General features: G+C 66.2%; 15 protein-coding genes. 12 read left to right on the top strand and 3 right to left on the bottom strand.

Annotation, left to right across the window (positions count from 1 at the left end; translation table 11 throughout):
* Window positions 1-27: 27 nt before the first annotated feature.
* The 12 genes from ACXAJT_RS04115 (at window position 28) to ACXAJT_RS04170 (ending at window position 14499) form a co-directional block, all read left to right on the top strand.
* Entirely contained in the window at window positions 28-1074 is a 1047-nt protein-coding gene (locus ACXAJT_RS04115) for an ABC transporter permease (RefSeq protein WP_475233232.1), read from the top strand.
* The gene (locus tag ACXAJT_RS04120; protein ID WP_475233233.1) at window positions 1071-2018 is read left to right on the top strand and encodes an ABC transporter ATP-binding protein; all 948 of its coding nucleotides are present in this window, start codon (window positions 1071-1073) and stop codon (window positions 2016-2018) included. Before ACXAJT_RS04115 ends, ACXAJT_RS04120 begins: the two co-directional genes overlap by 4 nt.
* On the top strand, window positions 2015-2752 hold the full coding sequence (locus ACXAJT_RS04125; protein WP_475233234.1) for an ABC transporter permease: 738 nt from the start codon (window positions 2015-2017) through the stop codon (window positions 2750-2752). Before ACXAJT_RS04120 ends, ACXAJT_RS04125 begins: the two co-directional genes overlap by 4 nt.
* A gap of 279 nt (window positions 2753-3031) precedes the next feature.
* Entirely contained in the window at window positions 3032-3994 is a 963-nt protein-coding gene (gene mdh, locus ACXAJT_RS04130) for a malate dehydrogenase (protein ID WP_475233235.1), read from the top strand.
* Between the two features lie 377 nt (window positions 3995-4371).
* Window positions 4372-5571, top strand: coding sequence for an ADP-forming succinate--CoA ligase subunit beta (gene sucC / locus ACXAJT_RS04135; RefSeq protein WP_475233236.1), 1200 nt, complete (start codon window positions 4372-4374; stop codon window positions 5569-5571).
* An 81-nt stretch (window positions 5572-5652) separates the two neighbouring features.
* Window positions 5653-6537, top strand: coding sequence for a succinate--CoA ligase subunit alpha (gene sucD / locus ACXAJT_RS04140; RefSeq protein WP_475233237.1), 885 nt, complete (start codon window positions 5653-5655; stop codon window positions 6535-6537).
* 156 nt (window positions 6538-6693) lie between these two features.
* The gene (locus ACXAJT_RS04145; RefSeq protein WP_475233238.1) at window positions 6694-9663 is read left to right on the top strand and encodes a 2-oxoglutarate dehydrogenase E1 component; all 2970 of its coding nucleotides are present in this window, start codon (window positions 6694-6696) and stop codon (window positions 9661-9663) included.
* Window positions 9664-9667: 4 nt separating this feature from the next.
* Entirely contained in the window at window positions 9668-11191 is a 1524-nt protein-coding gene (gene odhB / locus ACXAJT_RS04150) for a 2-oxoglutarate dehydrogenase complex dihydrolipoyllysine-residue succinyltransferase (protein WP_475233239.1), read from the top strand.
* Window positions 11192-11302: 111 nt separating this feature from the next.
* On the top strand, window positions 11303-11536 hold the full coding sequence (locus ACXAJT_RS04155) for a hypothetical protein (protein WP_475233240.1): 234 nt from the start codon (window positions 11303-11305) through the stop codon (window positions 11534-11536).
* A 7-nt stretch (window positions 11537-11543) separates the two neighbouring features.
* Complete coding sequence (locus ACXAJT_RS04160; protein ID WP_475233241.1) at window positions 11544-11933, top strand: MAPEG family protein; 390 nt, start codon at window positions 11544-11546, stop codon at window positions 11931-11933.
* 152 nt (window positions 11934-12085) lie between these two features.
* Entirely contained in the window at window positions 12086-13480 is a 1395-nt protein-coding gene (gene lpdA, locus ACXAJT_RS04165) for a dihydrolipoyl dehydrogenase (RefSeq protein WP_475233242.1), read from the top strand.
* Window positions 13481-13728: 248 nt separating this feature from the next.
* On the top strand, window positions 13729-14499 hold the full coding sequence (locus tag ACXAJT_RS04170; protein WP_475233243.1) for a hypothetical protein: 771 nt from the start codon (window positions 13729-13731) through the stop codon (window positions 14497-14499).
* A gap of 21 nt (window positions 14500-14520) precedes the next feature.
* Here ACXAJT_RS04170 and ACXAJT_RS04175 read toward each other — a convergent pair whose 3' ends face one another.
* Genes ACXAJT_RS04175 through ACXAJT_RS04185 form a run of 3 tightly spaced genes read right to left on the bottom strand, consistent with a single transcriptional unit; the run spans window position 14521 to window position 16743 of the window.
* Complete coding sequence (locus tag ACXAJT_RS04175) at window positions 14521-15126, bottom strand: pyridoxamine 5'-phosphate oxidase family protein (protein WP_475233244.1); 606 nt, start codon at window positions 15124-15126, stop codon at window positions 14521-14523.
* Entirely contained in the window at window positions 15113-15847 is a 735-nt protein-coding gene (locus tag ACXAJT_RS04180; protein ID WP_475233245.1) for a lysophospholipid acyltransferase family protein, read from the bottom strand. The genes ACXAJT_RS04175 and ACXAJT_RS04180 overlap by 14 nt, the downstream gene beginning before the upstream one ends.
* Window positions 15847-16743 carry a cell division protein FtsX gene (locus ACXAJT_RS04185; protein WP_475233246.1) on the bottom strand — a complete coding sequence of 299 codons (897 nt, stop codon included), beginning with the start codon at window positions 16741-16743 and terminating at the stop codon, window positions 15847-15849. Before ACXAJT_RS04185 ends, ACXAJT_RS04180 begins: the two co-directional genes overlap by 1 nt.
* Window positions 16744-16746: the final 3 nt, after the last annotated feature.

A 16746-nucleotide genomic window follows, 5' to 3' on the forward strand; every position in this document is an offset into this window, starting at 1 on the left:
GCCAACCGGATCGTCGCGGGAGATGGCGTGCCGGTCTGGGACGGCGCGCCACCGGCGCAAGTGGTGCTGGGGTTGGCCGCCATGGCCGTCGGTCTGGCGCTTGGCATTCCGGCCAGCGCGCCGCTGCGACGCTTTGCCGGCAGCCTGCTCGGCCTCGTCGGGCTGCTGTGGCTGCTGGCGCAGGGCGCGGCGATGCAACTCGACGGCGCCGGGGACCTGGCGCGCGTCTCTCCCGCCGCCGGGTTCTGGTGCCTGCTTCTGACGCTCATGCTGCTGATGGCCGACGCGCTGGCCCAAATGCGGCCCGGGCCCAAGGCGCGCGCCGGGCTGCTGGTGCTGCTGTTGGCCGTGCTCGCCGCAGTGCTTTGGTCGGGGATGCTCTCTGACCTGTCGATCGCGCAGGAATACGCCAGCCGCCGCGATGCCTTCCGCACCGCCACGCTGCGCCACACCGGGCTCGCCTTCGGCTCGCTCGCCGCCGCCGCGGCCATCGGTTTCCCGCTCGGCATCCTGTGCCACCGCCGCCCCGCCCTGCGCGGCGCCATCCTGCCGGTGCTGAGCTTTCTGCAGACCATTCCCTCGCTGGCGATGTTCGGCATCATGATCCCGATCCTCGGCTGGGTCGGCAGCAGCTTTCCCGCCGCGCAGGCGCTCGGCATCGCGGGCATCGGCTTTGCCCCGGCCTTCCTTGCGCTGGTGCTTTACTCGCTGCTGCCGGTGGTCTCCAACACCGTCGCCGGGCTGGACGCCGCGCCGCCTGCCGCAACCGAGGCCGCCCGCGGCATGGGCATGACCGCCGCGCAACGGCTGCACAAAGTCGAACTGCCGCTCGGCATGCCGGTGATCCTTGCCGGGCTGCGCATCGTGCTGGTGCAGAACATCGGGCTCGCGGTGATTGCCGGGCTCATCGGTGGCGGCGGCTACGGCACCTTTGTCTTTCAGGGCCTCAACCAGACCGCCACCGACCTCATCCTTCTGGGCGCCCTGCCCACGGTCCTGATGGCGCTCGTGTCCGCCATCGTCATGGACATCCTCGTGGACCTCACCCGCCGCACCCCGGAGCACCCCGCATGATCGAGATCGACAAGCTCACCAAGATCTATGGCGAGACCCGCGCCGTCGACGCCGTATCCATGACCATCGAGACCGGCACGATCACCGCCATTGTCGGCACCTCCGGCTCGGGCAAGACCACGCTGCTGCGGATGATCAACCGGCTGGTCGAGCCCAGCTCGGGCGAGGTACGGATCAACGCCGAGCCAACACATGCGGTCAAGCCACACATCCTGCGCCGCCGCATCGGCTATGCAATCCAAGGCCACGGGCTGTTTCCGCATCACACTGTCGCGCGCAACATCGCCGCCGTGCCCGAACTGCTCGGCTGGCCAAAGGACAAGACCGAGGCGCGGGTCGACGAACTGCTCACACTCTTTGGCATGGAGCCGGAGGCATTTCGCAGCCGCTATCCCGCCGAACTGTCGGGCGGCCAGCAACAGCGCGTCGGCGTCGCCCGCGCGCTCGCCTCGCGGCCAGATCTTCTGCTGATGGACGAACCTTTCGGCGCGCTCGACCCGATCATCCGCACCCGCGCGCAGGCCGACCTGCGCGACATCCAGCGCAAACTGGGCTCGACGATCATGCTGGTCACCCACGATATGGACGAGGCGGTCACGCTGGGAGATCGGGTCGCCGTGATGGATGGCGGCAAGCTGGTGCAATACGGCCCGCCCGAAGAGATCGTCGCCAGCCCCGCCACCCCCTTCGTGGCCGAGATGGTGGGCGACGCCGAACGCCCCATGCGCCTGCTGTCGCTGATCCCTGCCGAAGACATTGCCGTCGATCTGGCTGAGGACGGCAGTGCCGATGGCACCCCCCTGCCCGTCGGCGCGAGCCTGCGCGAAGCGCTCTCGGCCTGCCTCTGGAGCGGCCGCGACGCCATCGTCGTCGAGCGCAAAGACCAAGCCCCGGGGCGCGTCACCCTCGCGGCGATCCGGGCGCGGGCGGAGCGGCACGCGTGAAACCGGGCCTGATCCTCCGCGCGGCGCTGATCCTGCTGCTGCTGGCGCTGGTCCTAGCGCCCGACCTCTTCGCGCCGGTCTTCGCGCCCTTCGCGCCCGAGAACGGGCCGGTGATCTACACGCGCGCCTCGCTTCTGTCGCTGTCGCTCAGCCACCTTGGCCTTGTCGCCGCGGCCTCGCTTGCGGCGACGCTGGTCGCGGTGACGCTGGCGATCCTCGTCACACGCCCCGCGGGCGAAGCGTTCCGCCCCCTGTCGCGCACCATCACCAACGTCGGCCAGACCTTCCCGCCGGTGGCGGTGCTGGCGCTCGCGGTGCCTGCGCTCGGCTTCGGCGCCGGGCCGACCCTCGTGGCGCTGTTTCTATACGGGCTCTTGCCGATCTTCGAAAACGCCATGACCGGGCTTTCGACCCTGCCGCCGCGCACGATGGAGGCGGCGCGCGGCATGGGACTGAGCCGCTGGCAACGGCTGCTGCGGGTCGAGCTGCCTTTGGCCGCGCCGGTGATCCTGACCGGTATCCGGCTGTCGGTGGTGATCGCCCTCGGCACGGCCACCATCGGCTCCACCGTTGCGGCGCGCACGCTGGGCGAGGTGATCATCGCCGGGCTGCTGACCAGCAACACCGCCTTCGTGCTTCAGGGCGGGCTGATCGTCGGTCTCTTCGCCGTGCTGATCTACGACGCGATGGTGCAGTTGGAGCGTCGCCTCGCGCGGCGCATGGGCCGCGGCTGAGCCCCCGCACCCGACAAAAAGAATCGCCCATCTGCCTGTGAATGCGGCATGTTGCGCCCCCGCGCCGCACCGATCACGGCGATGAGATCGGTGCTTTGCAGCAAAAAGCATACGTTGGCATGCATCCTCCAATTAACTGATAATTATTAGCTTTATCGCAATCATGCCGCGCCGTCAGGCATGCTGGCGCGAAATTGCTGCCCCGCAGCGCCCTTGCGCGCCGGCGGCAGAGACCTTACGCAAACGGCGGACTTCACAAATGGAGCGGAGAACAGATCCATGGCCAGACCCAAGATCGCCCTCATCGGCGCGGGACAGATTGGCGGCACGCTTGCACATCTCGCGGCCCTGAAGGAACTCGGCGACGTCGTCCTCTTCGACATCGCGGAAGGCACCCCCGAGGGCAAGGCGCTCGACATCGCGGAATCCGGCCCCTCGGAAGGCTTCGACGCGAAGCTCAAGGGCACGCAGGACTACGCTGACATCGCCGGCGCCGACGTCTGCATCGTGACCGCAGGCGTTCCGCGCAAGCCGGGCATGAGCCGCGACGACCTGCTGGGCATCAACCTCAAGGTGATGAAATCCGTTGGCGAGGGCATCCGCGACAACGCCCCCGACGCTTTCGTCATCTGCATCACCAACCCGCTCGACGCGATGGTCTGGGCACTGCAGAAGTTCTCGGGCCTGCCCGCGAACAAGGTCTGCGGCATGGCCGGCGTGCTCGACTCGGCGCGCTTCCGCCACTTCCTGTCGGTGGAATTCGACGTGTCGATGAAAGACGTCACCGCCTTCGTTCTGGGCGGCCACGGCGACACCATGGTTCCCTCGGTGCGTTACTCCACCGTTGCCGGCATTCCGCTGCCGGATCTGGTCGAGATGGGCTGGACCACGCAGGAGAAGCTGGACGCCATCGTGCAGCGCACCCGTGACGGCGGTGCCGAGATCGTTGGCCTGCTGAAGACCGGCTCGGCGTTCTACGCCCCGGCCACCTCGGCCATCGAGATGGCGGAAGCCTACCTCAAAGACCAGAAGCGCGTCCTTCCCTGCGCCGCCAACTGCGAGGGCGAATTCGGCCTCGACGGCATGTATGTGGGCGTCCCCTCGGTGATCGGTGCCGGCGGCATCGAGAAGATCGTCAACATCAAGCTCAACAAAGAAGAGCAAGAGATGTTCGACAAGTCGGTCGCAGCCGTGAAGGGCCTCGTCGACGCCTGCAAAGGCATCGACAGCTCGCTGGCGTAAGCCAACGGCCGGTCCGCACGGACCACATCGGACAGACGAAGCCCCGGCGCGCCAGCGTGCCGGGGCTTTTCTTATGCGACACGCTTTCGGCCTGCGCGCGACGATCCGCCGCTACCACCCGGCTTGACCTCCCGGCCTCCTATCGACGTTCAGCCGTGGTATTGTGCCCATCAAACGGGCAGCGCGCTGATTCCCGCGACGCACGGCGCTAACGGGATCCCGCCCTTCGGGAATTTGTGATCACGCTTTTTCCGCGCGTGATCACAACGGCCAAAAAATCCCGCAAATCTTCGCCGAAAGGCAAAAATCCCTTCGCGTGGCGCGATATGCGGGCGTATACCGACCCCGAAATCGCAGCAAGACGGGAAGAGTCTTCCATGAACATCCATGAATATCAGGCGAAAGCGCTCCTGCGCGAATACGGCTGCCCGGTTTCGGACGGCCGTGTCGTGCTCAGCGCCAACGAAGCCAAAACCGCTGCAGGCGAGCTCGACGGTCCGCTCTGGGTCGTCAAGGCGCAGATCCACGCCGGCGGCCGCGGCAAGGGCTCGTTCAAGGAAGCCGAAGCTGGTGAGAAGGGCGGCGTCCGCCTTGCCAAATCGGTGGAAGAGGCGGCCGACGAGGCCAAGAAGATGCTCGGCAAGACGCTGGTGACCCACCAGACCGGTCCGGCCGGCAAGCAGGTCAACCGCATCTACATCGAAGACGGGTCGGACATCGAGCGCGAGCTCTATCTCGCCCTGCTCGTCGACCGCGTGACCAGCCGCGTCTCCTTCGTCTGCTCGACCGAGGGCGGCATGGACATCGAAGAGGTCGCCGCCTCCACCCCCGAGAAAATCCTGTCGTTCTCCGTCGACCCGGCCACCGGCTACCAGCCGTTCCATGGCCGCCGCGTCGCCTTTGCCCTCGGCCTCGGCCTCGAAGGCGCTGCCATGAAGCAGTGCGTCAAGCTGATGGGCCAGCTCTACAAGGCCTTCGTCGAGAAGGACATGGAGATGCTGGAGATCAACCCGCTGATCGTCATGCCCGGTGGCAACCTCAAGGTTCTCGATGCCAAGCTCGGCTTCGACGGCAACGCGCTTTACCGCCAGCCCGACGTCGCCAACCTGCGCGACGAGACCGAGGAAGACGCCAAGGAACTCGAAGCCTCCAAGTATGATCTCAACTACATCGCTCTGGATGGTGAGATCGGCTGCATGGTGAACGGCGCGGGCCTCGCGATGGCCACGATGGACATCATCAAACTCTACGGCGCCGAGCCGGCCAACTTCCTCGACGTGGGTGGCGGCGCCACCAAAGAGAAGGTGACCGAGGCGTTCAAGATCATCACCTCCGACGACAACGTCAAAGGCATTCTGGTGAACATCTTCGGCGGCATCATGCGCTGCGACGTGATCGCCGAGGGCGTCATCGCCGCGGTGAAAGAAGTGGGCCTGCAGGTTCCGCTGGTCGTCCGCCTCGAAGGCACCAACGTGGAGCTTGGCAAGAAGATCATCAACGAGTCCGGTCTCGACGTGATCGCTGCCGACAACCTCTCCGACGGCGCCGAGAAGATCGTGAAAGCGGTCAAGGGCTGATGCATCCCGGGGGCGCCGCGGCGCTCCCGTCCCGGAATTCAGGCTGCGCCCCGTCGCAGCGACAATCAGGAGAACGCCACAATGGCAGTCCTCGTTGACGAAAATACCAAAGTCATCTGTCAGGGCCTGACCGGCTCGCAGGGCACCTTCCACACCGAGCAGGCCATCGCCTACGGCACCAAGATGGTCGGCGGCGTGACCCCCGGCAAAGGCGGCCAAGAGCACCTCGGCCTGCCCGTGTTCAACTCGGTCCACGAAGCCAAGCACGTGACCGAAGCCAACGCCTCGGTGATCTATGTGCCGCCGCCCTTCGCCGCGGACTCGATCCTCGAAGCGATCGACGCCGGCATCGAGCTGATCATCTGCATCACCGAGGGCATTCCCGTCCTCGACATGATGAAGGTGAAGCGCGCTCTGGTAGACAGCAAGTCGCGCCTGATCGGCCCGAACTGCCCGGGTGTCATCACCCCGGACGCCTGCAAGATCGGCATCATGCCCGGCCACATCCACAAGCGTGGCTCGGTCGGCGTTGTGTCGCGCTCGGGCACCCTCACCTATGAGGCCGTGAAGCAGACCACCGACATGGGCCTCGGCCAGTCGTCGGCAGTCGGCATCGGCGGCGACCCGATCAAAGGCACCGAACACATCGACGTGCTCGACATGTTCCTCGACGATCCGGAAACCGAATCCATCATCATGATCGGTGAGATCGGTGGCTCGGCCGAAGAAGAGGCCGCCGAGTTCCTCAAGGAGCAGAAGAAGAAAGGCCGCTGGAAACCGACCGCTGGCTTCATCGCAGGCCGCACGGCCCCTCCGGGCCGCCGCATGGGCCACGCTGGCGCGATCGTCGCCGGTGGCAAAGGCGGCGCCGAGGACAAGATCGAAGCGATGAAATCGGCAGGTATCGTCGTGGCAGACAGCCCGGCGACGCTTGGTGAGGCTGTCCTCAAAGCCATCAAAGGCTAAATAGCACTCAGCAGGGCGGTTTACGCCGCCCTGCACCCCCGAAATACTCCGGCCAAGGGTTTCGACCCGACCGCCAGCCGGAGCATCATGACGGGGGCCTTCATCAAGGGCCCTCCTCCTGCTGCTTCAACGATCGGTCAGAAAGGAATGCGCGCGATGACGGATCAAGGCTCGAATGACCAGTTCCACGCCCTCAGCTTCATGCAGGGCGCGAACGCGGAATATCTCGAACAGATGTATGCTCGCTACGCCAACGACCCCAACGCGGTCGATGAGGCATGGAGCGAGTTCTTCAAACACCTCGGCGACGACGAGGACAGCGTGAAGGCCGAGGCGAAAGGCGCCTCGTGGGAACGCGCCGACTGGCCGCCGACCCCCGATGACGACCTGACCGCCGCAATCACCGGCGAATGGCCGATGATGCCCCCCGCCGAGGCGAAGGGCGCTGGCAAGAAGATCGCCGCCAAGGCCTCCGAGCAGGGCGTTTCGGTCACCGACGACCAGATCAAGCGCGCCGTGCTCGACTCGATCCGCGCGCTGATGATCATCCGGGCGCACCGCATCCGTGGCCACCTCGCCGCCGATCTCGACCCGCTGGGCCTGCACGGTCGCGATCCGCACCCCGAGCTTGACCCCAAGGCCTATGGCTTCACCGAAGCCGACATGGACCGCCCGATCTTCATCGACAACGTGCTCGGCCTGCAGGTCGCCTCGATGCGCGAGATCATGGGCGTGCTGCAGCGCACCTACTGTGGCACCTTCGCGCTGCAGTACATGCACATCTCGGACCCCGAACAGTCGGCATGGCTGAAAGAGCGGATCGAGGGCTACGGCAAGGAAGTGAAGTTCACCCGCGAAGGGCGCCGCGCCATCCTCAACAAGATGGTCGAGGCAGAGGGCTTCGAGAAGTTCCTGCACGTCAAATACATGGGCACCAAGCGCTTCGGTCTCGACGGCGGCGAGAGCTTGGTCCCCGCGCTGGAGCAGATCATCAAGCGCGGCGGCGCGCTCGGCATCAAGGAGATCGTCTTCGGCATGCCGCACCGCGGTCGCCTGTCGGTGCTGGCCAACGTGCTGCAAAAGCCCTACCGCGCGATCTTCAACGAATTCCAGGGCGGCTCGTTCAAGCCCGAGGACGTTGATGGTTCGGGTGACGTGAAATACCACCTCGGCGCCTCTTCGGACCGCACCTTCGACGGGAACGAAGTGCACATCTCGCTGACCGCCAACCCCTCGCACCTCGAGGCGGTGAACCCGGTGGTTCTGGGCAAGGTCCGCGCCAAGCAGGACCAGCTCAAGGACACCGAGCGCCGTCAGGTGCTGCCGGTGCTGCTGCACGGCGACGCGGCCTTCGCCGGTCAGGGCGTCGTGGCCGAATGCTTCGCGCTGTCGGGTCTGCGCGGCCACCGCACGGGCGGCACCATCCACGTCGTGGTGAACAACCAGATCGGCTTCACCACCGCGCCGCACTTCTCGCGCTCCTCGCCCTACCCAACCGACAACGCGCTGGTGGTCGAGGCGCCGATCTTCCACGTCAACGGCGACGACCCCGAGGCCGTGGTGCACGCTGCCAAGGTCGCGACCGAGTTCCGCCAGAAGTTCGGCAAGGACGTGGTCATCGACATCTTCTGCTACCGCCGGTTTGGTCACAACGAGGGCGACGAGCCCATGTTCACCAACCCGATCATGTACAAGAAGATCAAGCAGCAGAAGACCACGCTGACGCTCTACACCGATCGCCTCGTCAAGGACGGGCTGATCCCCGAGGGCGAGATCGAGGACATGAAGGCGGCCTTCCAGTCGCACCTCAACGAAGAGTTCGAGGCGGGCAAGACCTACAAGCCGAACAAGGCCGACTGGCTTGACGGCCGCTGGTCGCACCTCGACGCGCAGAAGGAAGGCAACTACCAGCGCGGCGAAACCGCCCTCAAGGAAGAGACCCTCGCCGAGATCGGCAAGGGGCTGACCTCGGTGCCCGAGGGCTTCCCGCTGCATCGCACGGTGGGCCGCTTCCTCGACGCGCGTTCGAAGATGTTCGAAAGCGGTCAGGGCTTTGACTGGGCCACCGGCGAAGCGCTGGCCTTCGGCTCGCTGCTCACCGAGGGCTACCCGGTGCGTCTGGCCGGTCAGGACAGCACGCGCGGCACCTTCTCGCAGCGCCACTCCGGCCTGATCAATCAGGACAACGAAGAGCGCTACTACCCGCTCAACAACATCCGCGAGGGTCAGGCCCGCTACGAGGTCATCGACTCCGCGCTGTCGGAATACGCGGTCTCGGGCTTCGAATACGGCTACTCGCTGGCCGAGCCCAACGCGCTGGTGCTCTGGGAAGCGCAGTTCGGCGATTTCGCCAATGGTGCGCAGATCATGTTCGACCAGTTCATCTCGTCGGGTGAAAGCAAATGGCTGCGCATGTCGGGCCTCGTGTGCCTGCTGCCGCACGGCTACGAGGGTCAGGGCCCCGAGCACTCCTCGGCACGCCTCGAGCGCTTCCTGCAGATGTGCGGTCAGGACAACTGGATCGTCGCCAACGTGTCGACCCCGGCCAACTACTTCCACATCCTGCGCCGCCAGCTGCACCGCAGCTACCGCAAGCCGCTGATCATGATGACGCCAAAATCGCTGCTGCGTCACAAGCTGGCGGTCTCCGAGGCGAAGGACTTCACCACCGGCTCCTCGTTCCACCGCGTCCTCTGGGACAGCGCGGAATCGGGCGAGAGCGACACCAAGCTGGTGGCCGACGACAAGATCAAGCGCGTCGTGATGTGTTCGGGCAAGGTCTACTACGACCTGCTCGAAGAGCGCGACACCCGCGGCATCGACGATGTCTACCTGCTGCGGATCGAGCAGTTCTACCCCTTCCCGGCGATCTCGCTGGTCAAGGAGCTGGAACGCTTCAAGGGCGCCGAGATGATCTGGTGCCAGGAAGAGCCCAAGAACCAGGGCGCCTGGACCTTCATCGAGCCCAACATCGAATGGGTGCTGGGGCGGATCGACGCCACGCACAAGCGGCCGGTCTACGTCGGTCGCGCCACCTCGGCCTCGCCCGCCACGGGCCTGGCCAGCCAGCACAAGGCACAGCAAGAGGCGCTTGTGAACGAAGCGCTGACCATCGAAGGGAAATGAAGCGATGACGACCGAAGTGCGCGTCCCCACGCTGGGCGAATCCGTGACCGAAGCCACGGTGGCCACCTGGTTCAAGAAACCCGGCGATTCCGTCGCCGTTGACGAGATGCTCTGCGAGCTCGAGACCGACAAGGTGACCGTCGAGGTCCCCTCGCCCGTCGCTGGCGTGCTCGAAGACATCGTCGCCAAGGAAGGTGACACCGTGGGCGTCGATGCCCTGCTGGCCAATGTCGCCCCCGCTGGCGAAGCCGGCTCGACCACCGTCGAAGAGCGCCCCTCGGCCAAAACCGAGGACGCGCCCGCGCCCTCCGGTGACGGCGAAGAGGTCAAGGTGATGGTGCCCACGCTTGGCGAGTCGGTTTCCGAAGCCACCGTCGCGACCTGGTTCAAAAAGGTCGGTGACAGCGTCGCCGCCGACGAGATGCTCTGCGAGCTGGAAACCGACAAGGTTTCCGTCGAAGTGCCCGCGCCCGCCGCTGGCACGCTGACCTCGATCATCGCCGAGGAAGGCACCACGGTTCAGGCCGGCGGCCAGCTCGCCGTGCTCGGCGGCGCCTCCGGCGCGGTCGACCCCACCGCCGGGCAGACCACCCAGTACGACACGCCCGCCGCAGGCGACGGCAACGGCTCCAAGGACATCGAAGACGCTCCGGCGGCGAAGAAGGCCATGGCCGAGGCTGGCCTCAGCCGCGATCAGGTGCAGGGCTCGGGCAAAGACGGCCGCGTGATGAAGCACGACGTCTCCGCCGCGCTCGATGCCGCCAAGTCGGCACCGGCTCCGGCCGCCCCGGCACAGGCCAAGCGCGCGCCGAGCCCGGCAGAGGATGCCGCCCGCGAAGAGCGCGTCAAGATGACCCGCCTGCGCCAGACCATCGCCAAGCGCCTCAAGGACGCGCAGAACACCGCAGCCATGCTGACCACCTACAACGAGGTGGACATGACCGAGGTGATGGCGCTGCGCAAACAGTACAAAGACCTCTTCGAGAAGAAGCATGGCGCCCGTCTCGGCTTCATGTCCTTCTTCACCAAGGCCTGCTGCCATGCCCTGAAGGAAGTCCCCGAGGTCAACGCCGAGATCGACGGCACCGACGTGGTCTACAAGAACTTCGTGCACATGGGCATCGCCGCCGGCACGCCGCAGGGCCTCGTGGTTCCGGTGCTGCGCGACGTCGACCAGAAGTCCTTTGCCGAGATCGAACTGGAGATCGCCGAGAAGGGCAAGCGCGCCCGTGACGGCAAGCTCTCCATGGCCGAGATGCAGGGCGGCACCTTCACCATCTCCAACGGTGGCGTCTACGGCTCGCTGATGTCCTCTCCGATCCTCAACCCCCCGCAGTCGGGCATCCTCGGCATGCACAAGATCCAGGACCGGCCGATGGTCGTCGGTGGCGAGATCAAGATCCGCCCGATGATGTATCTGGCGCTCAGCTACGATCACCGCATCGTCGACGGCAAAGGCGCCGTGACCTTCCTCGTGCGCATCAAAGAAGCGCTCGAGGATCCGCGCCGCCTGCTGATGGATCTGTGATCCCCTGCCGGGGCACGTGCCCGAGACGGGCCGCACGCCCCGCATGACCTTTGTTCCGCCCGGCCTCCGGGCGGAACGCAAAGCGCCGATATATCTGCGATGGAGGACCCGATGAGCCAGCAGCTCCTGCTCCGCTACGACAGTTTCGACCGCGCCCGCTTCGACGACGAGGCGGAAAACCGCGCCAACGCCGGGCTCACCCTGCTGCAGCTTTGGCTTGAGGGCAGTGCGGCGCATTGGGCGCTCTTCTCCGTCAACGATGCCGACAAGGCCAAAAACTGGCTCAAGCAGGACGAAGCCCTCGGCCACGGCCCCAGCGCCGCGCATTTCCTGAGCACCGCCTGACCCCATCATGACGCCGGAACTCTTTGCCCTCACCCTCGCCGCGCTGCTGCAGGTCTGCCAGATGGCCCTCTACTCGGTGCTCGCGCAGCGGCAGGTTGGCCGCGCCTACGCGGTCTCGCCCCGCGACGAGGGCCGCGAGCTCGACGGGCTCGCAGGCCGCGCGCAGCGCGCCATGAACAACCATTTCGAAGGGCTCATCCTCTTCACCATCGCGGTGATGGTGGTGACCTACGCCGACAAGGGCGGCAGCGGCTCGGCGCTCTGCGCGCTGGTCTATCTCGGCGCCCGCGTGCTCTATGTCCCCGCCTATCTCTTCGGCTGGGCGCCCTGGCGCTCGCTGATCTGGGCCGTCGGCTTGCTGGCCACGGTGCTGATGCTGATCGGGGCGCTGCTGTGAGCCTTCGTCTAGACAAAAATATCCCGGGGGAGGCCGCGCCCCGCGCGGTCGGGGGCAGCGCCCCCGCCTCCCTCCCCGCCTTTGCATATGCATGGCCCGTGCATGGAATGTGCACGCCCCGTGCCCCCCAGAATACCCGATAGGAGACCCCAATGGCACAATACGACGTCATCGTGATCGGCGCCGGCCCCGGCGGCTATGTGGCCGCCATCCGCTGCGCCCAGCTCGGCCTGAAGACCGCCTGCGTGGAGGGCCGCGAGACCCTCGGCGGCACCTGCCTCAACGTCGGCTGCATTCCCTCCAAGGCGCTGCTGCACGCGTCGCACCAACTGCACGAGGCAGAGCACAACTTCGCCAAGATGGGCCTCACCGGCGCCGCGCCGAAGGTCGACTGGACGCAGATGCTCTCCTACAAGAACGACGTGATCGGCCAGAACACCAAGGGCATCGAGTTCCTGTTCAAGAAGAACAAGGTCGACTGGCTCAAGGGCTGGGGCTCGATCCCCGAAGCCGGCAAGGTCAAAGTCGGTGACGAGGTCTATGAGGCCAAGAACATCATCGTCGCCACCGGCTCCGTGCCCGCCTCCGTGCCGGGCGCCGAGGTCGAGATCGACGAGAAAATCGTTGTCACCTCCACCGGCGCGCTGGAGCTTGGTGAAATTCCCAAGAAGATGGTCGTCATCGGCGCCGGCGTGATCGGCCTCGAGATGGGCTCGGTCTACTCGCGCCTCGGCACCGAGGTCGAGGTGATCGAATTCCTCGACGCCATCACCCCCGGCATGGACGCCGAGGTGCAGAAGACCTTCCAGAAGATGCTCGCCAAGCAGGGTCTGAAGTTCACCATGGGCGCGGCGGTGTCCAAGGTCGAAACCAAGGACGGCAAGGCGACGGTCAGCTACAAGCTGCGCAAGGATGACTCCGAGCACAGCACCGACGCCGACGTGGTGCTCTGCGCCACCGGCCGCGCGCCCTATACCGACGGGCTCGGCCTCGAGGCGCTTGGCGTGAAGCTGAGCAAGCGTGGCCAGATCGAGACCGACGGCCACTGGCAGACCGCCGCCAAGGGCATCTACGCCATCGGCGATGCCATCGACGGCCCGATGCTTGCACACAAGGCCGAGGACGAGGGCATGGCCTGCGCCGAGGTCATCGCCGGCAAGGCGGGCCACGTGAACTACGACGTGATCCCCTCGGTGATCTACACCCACCCCGAGGTGGCTGCGGTCGGCAAGACCGAAGCCCAGCTCAAGGAAGAGGGTCGCGCCTACAAGGTCGGCAAGTTCTCGTTCATGGGCAACGGCCGCGCCAAGGCGGTGTTTGCCGGAGACGGCTTCGTGAAGCTGATCGTCGACAAGGAAACCGACCGTGTGCTTGGCTGCCACATCATCGGCCCGGCGGCCGGCGACCTGATCCACGAGATCTGCGTGGCAATGGAATTCGGTGCCTCCGCTGAAGACGTCGCTCTGACCTGCCACGCCCACCCGACCTTCTCGGAAGCGGTGCGCGAGGCGGCGCTGGCCTGCGGCGACGGCGCGATCCACGCCTGATCGTCACGACACCCAATTCAAAGGCCCCCGAGTGACGCTCGGGGGCCTTTTTCATGCGCTGCGCACCGGCCTGCGTTGCCAGCGGCCAACCGGAAAGCCACGGTCTGCGCCTGAAATTTCCGCAACGTCACGCGACGCTTGCGAGTTCACGCCAACGCGAGGTAAGCTCAACCTAAGATCGTTTGTATTCCGTCATTTCGCGCCGACCGCACCCAAATCTTCCGGTCATTCAGCAGGGAACCGATTTCATGTCCAAGCTCGCACTCACCTCCGCTCTGGCTCTTGTCCTTGCCGCGCCCGCCGCATTTGCGCAGAGCGGCGAGCAGGACCTCTCTTCCGCCGCCAGCGACCCTACGGCCTCGCTCACCGCCTACGTCTTTCAGAACTTCTACACGTCTCAGTATCACGGGCTCGACGATGCCGAAGGCAACCGGATGCAGTTTCGCATGGCGGTGCCCTACCAACTGGGCAGCACCAGCAACATCTTCCGTCTGACCCTGCCCTATCTGACCGAAAGCCCGTCGGACAACACCGGCTTTTCGGATGCAACGGTCTTCAACCTGACCACCTTTGATCGCAGCTGGGGCCGCTTCGGCCTCGGGGCTGTGGCGCTGTTGCCCAGCGGCGACGACGACCTGAGCACCGAGCGCTGGGGCCTTGGCCCGGCGGCGGGTTTCATCGCGCAGGCGAACTGGGGCATCTGGGGTGTCTTCAACCAGAACATCATCGACATGGGCGGCGACGTCGACCGAAACCCGGTCGATCTGTCGATCATCCAGCCGATCGTCAACGTCTCGATGGCCGACGGCTGGTCGGTGGGCACATCGGATATGTCGATCACCTACGACTGGGACGCCGAAGAGTGGGTGAGCCTGCCGCTCGGCGTGCAGCTCAACAAGCTGGTGACCATGGGCACCACGCCGGTGCAGTTCGGCCTGAGCTACGAGTATAACTTCTACGACGATGGCAACGGCCCCGAGGACACCTTCGGCTTCACCATGAAGATCCTCGTGCCCTGAGGCCTGCCTGCCGCCCCTCGCCTACCAGAGCGTGGCGGCAGCCCGAGCGGGCCATTCGCGATCGTAAGCCTCGCCGTCGGTGGCGCCCTGCGTCGCTTCGGCGAGGAACTCGCCGATGGTCGGCAAATCGGCGCTTTCGTCCTTGCCCGACCATGTGCCTGCCCGCATCAGCGCGCGGGCGCATTGGGTGTAGATCTCGGAAATCTCGATGATCGCCACGGTTGCGGGCAGCCGGCCCTTCTTTTCGAAACGCCCCCGCAGGGTTTCGTCATCGGTCAGCCATGCGGTGCCGTTCACCCGCACCACATTGGTGCTGCCGGGGACGAAGAACATCAGCGACACCCGCCCGTCCTCGACGATGTTGCGCAGCGAGTCGAGCCGGTTGTTGCCGCGCCAGTCGGGCAGCGCCAAAGTCCCCGGGTCGAGTTCCAGCACCACCGAGCCATCGTCGCCGCGCGGCGAGCCATCGGTACCCTCCGCCCCCACGGTGGTCAGCACGCAAAGTTTCGACGTCGCGATCCAGCGCCGGTAGAGCGGCGTCATGCGCCGCACCACCTTGTCCAGCGCCGCGCCGGACGGCGCGCCATAGAGCGCTTCGAGCGCCTCGATTGTGTCAATCCTGCGCAAATCCGGCCTCCACCAAGAGCCGGTTGGACGCCGTTTCCACCTCGTCTTCCAGTTTGGCGAGGAAGGCCTTGGTCGGCATCCCCGGCGCGATCACCGGCAGGAACTCCACCACCGCCGTGCCGGGCTTGCGGTAGATGCCACGCTTTGGCCAGAACACCCCAACGTTGGTCGCCACCGGCACGCAGGCCTCGCCGCTCTGGCTGTAGAGGATCGCCGTGCCAACCTTGTAGGGCAACGTCTCGCCCGGCGGCACGCGGGTGCCCTGCGGGTAGATGATCAGCTGGCCGGGGTGCTCCTTGGCGCTTTGCTTGACGTCCGCCACCATCTTGGAGATCGCCGCGCCGCGCTTACCGCGGTTCACCGGCACGCAGCCGATGCGGGTGGCGTATTGCCCTAGGATCGGGGTGAACAGCAGCTCGCGCTTCATGATGAACTTGCCCGCAGGAACCGCGCCGAACAGCAAGATGATGTCGAAGAAGCTCTGGTGCTTGGCCGCGACAATCAGCTCGCCTTGCGGGATCTCGCCCCGGATCTCGCTCTTCAGCCCGACCATCCACGCCGCCGTCCAACGCACCCAGCGGCACCAGCCGACGCAGGCGATGCGCGCACCGCGGCTCGAGAAGAGCGCCCAAGGGAAAAACAGCAGACCGATCACCGCCATCGCCAGATAAGCCTGACATACGAAGATCAGCGAACGGGTCCATTGCAGCGCGTAGGCCATCAGCTCAAATCTCCCAGTACCCGGCGCGCGGCGATCGCCGTCGCGGCGAAGGCCACCGCCGCCGTCAGCAGCGGCACCAGCAGCGGAAACACCCAGTGCCAGCCGACGAAAGAAAGGCCGGTCAGAAAGCCCGCGGTCTCGTCGCTGGCGGGCATCAGCATCAGCGCCCCGGCCCCCAGCGCCGCCCCCACGGCGGCGCCGCCAAGGGCGCGCAGAGTGAACCGGCGGACGAAGGCACGGGCAATATAGGCGTCGGTGGCGCCCACCAGGCGCAGCACGGTGATCACCTGCGCATTGGCCGCCAGCGCGGCATTGGCCGCCAGCGTCACCATCGCCGCCACCGCGCCCGCGATCAGCAGGATCGACACCGCTCCCAGCAGCCGCAGCCGACCAGCCGCCGCCACCAGCGGGCGGCGCCAGCGCGTGTGGTCATCCAGCACCGCGCCCGGCACCTCGGCTTGCAGCCGCAAACGGAGGCCTGCGGAGTCATAGCCCTCGGCGTCTTCGATCACCTCGATCAGCTGCGGCACCGGCAGGTCGGCAAGTGGCAGGTCGGGCCCGAACCACGGCTCCAGCAGCGCTTGTTGCTCATCCTCGCTCAGCGCCCGCGCCGAGGCGACGCCGGGTGTCTGTGCCAGCAGCCGCAGCGCCGCCTCGGTCTGTTGCGCCTGCTGCCCCGCCGGAGCCGAAATGCGCACCGTGGAGGCCCGTGCCAGTTCCTCGCCCCAGCTATCCGCCAGCCGCCCCGCCGCCAGCGACAGCGCCAGCGCAAACACCGCAAGAAAGGCCATGGCCGCGGCGGCAAACAGCGTCAGCCGCGCGGTATAGCCGGTTGGCGGCACGACCCGGTCGGCACCCGTATCGCCATGCGTCAGCGCCCCCAAAGAATCCCGCACCAG

The sequence above is a fragment of the Salipiger sp. ABF4_146 genome, from assembly GCF_056161345.1.

Excerpts from the sequence above, each read along its gene's own strand:
- ACXAJT_RS04120 (WP_475233233.1), top strand. The coding sequence starts at position 1,071 with ATGATCGAGATCGACAAGCTCACCAAGATCTATGGCGAGACCCGCGCC.
- mdh (WP_475233235.1), top strand. The coding sequence starts at position 3,032 with ATGGCCAGACCCAAGATCGCCCTCATCGGCGCGGGACAGATTGGCGGC.
- sucC (WP_475233236.1), top strand. The coding sequence starts at position 4,372 with ATGAACATCCATGAATATCAGGCGAAAGCGCTCCTGCGCGAATACGGC.
- sucD (WP_475233237.1), top strand. The coding sequence starts at position 5,653 with ATGGCAGTCCTCGTTGACGAAAATACCAAAGTCATCTGTCAGGGCCTG.
- ACXAJT_RS04145 (WP_475233238.1), top strand. The coding sequence starts at position 6,694 with ATGACGGATCAAGGCTCGAATGACCAGTTCCACGCCCTCAGCTTCATG.
- odhB (WP_475233239.1), top strand. The coding sequence starts at position 9,668 with ATGACGACCGAAGTGCGCGTCCCCACGCTGGGCGAATCCGTGACCGAA.
- ACXAJT_RS04155 (WP_475233240.1), top strand. The coding sequence starts at position 11,303 with ATGAGCCAGCAGCTCCTGCTCCGCTACGACAGTTTCGACCGCGCCCGC.
- ACXAJT_RS04160 (WP_475233241.1), top strand. The coding sequence starts at position 11,544 with ATGACGCCGGAACTCTTTGCCCTCACCCTCGCCGCGCTGCTGCAGGTC.
- lpdA (WP_475233242.1), top strand. The coding sequence starts at position 12,086 with ATGGCACAATACGACGTCATCGTGATCGGCGCCGGCCCCGGCGGCTAT.
- ACXAJT_RS04170 (WP_475233243.1), top strand. The coding sequence starts at position 13,729 with ATGTCCAAGCTCGCACTCACCTCCGCTCTGGCTCTTGTCCTTGCCGCG.
- ACXAJT_RS04180 (WP_475233245.1), bottom strand. The coding sequence starts at position 15,847 with ATGGCCTACGCGCTGCAATGGACCCGTTCGCTGATCTTCGTATGTCAG.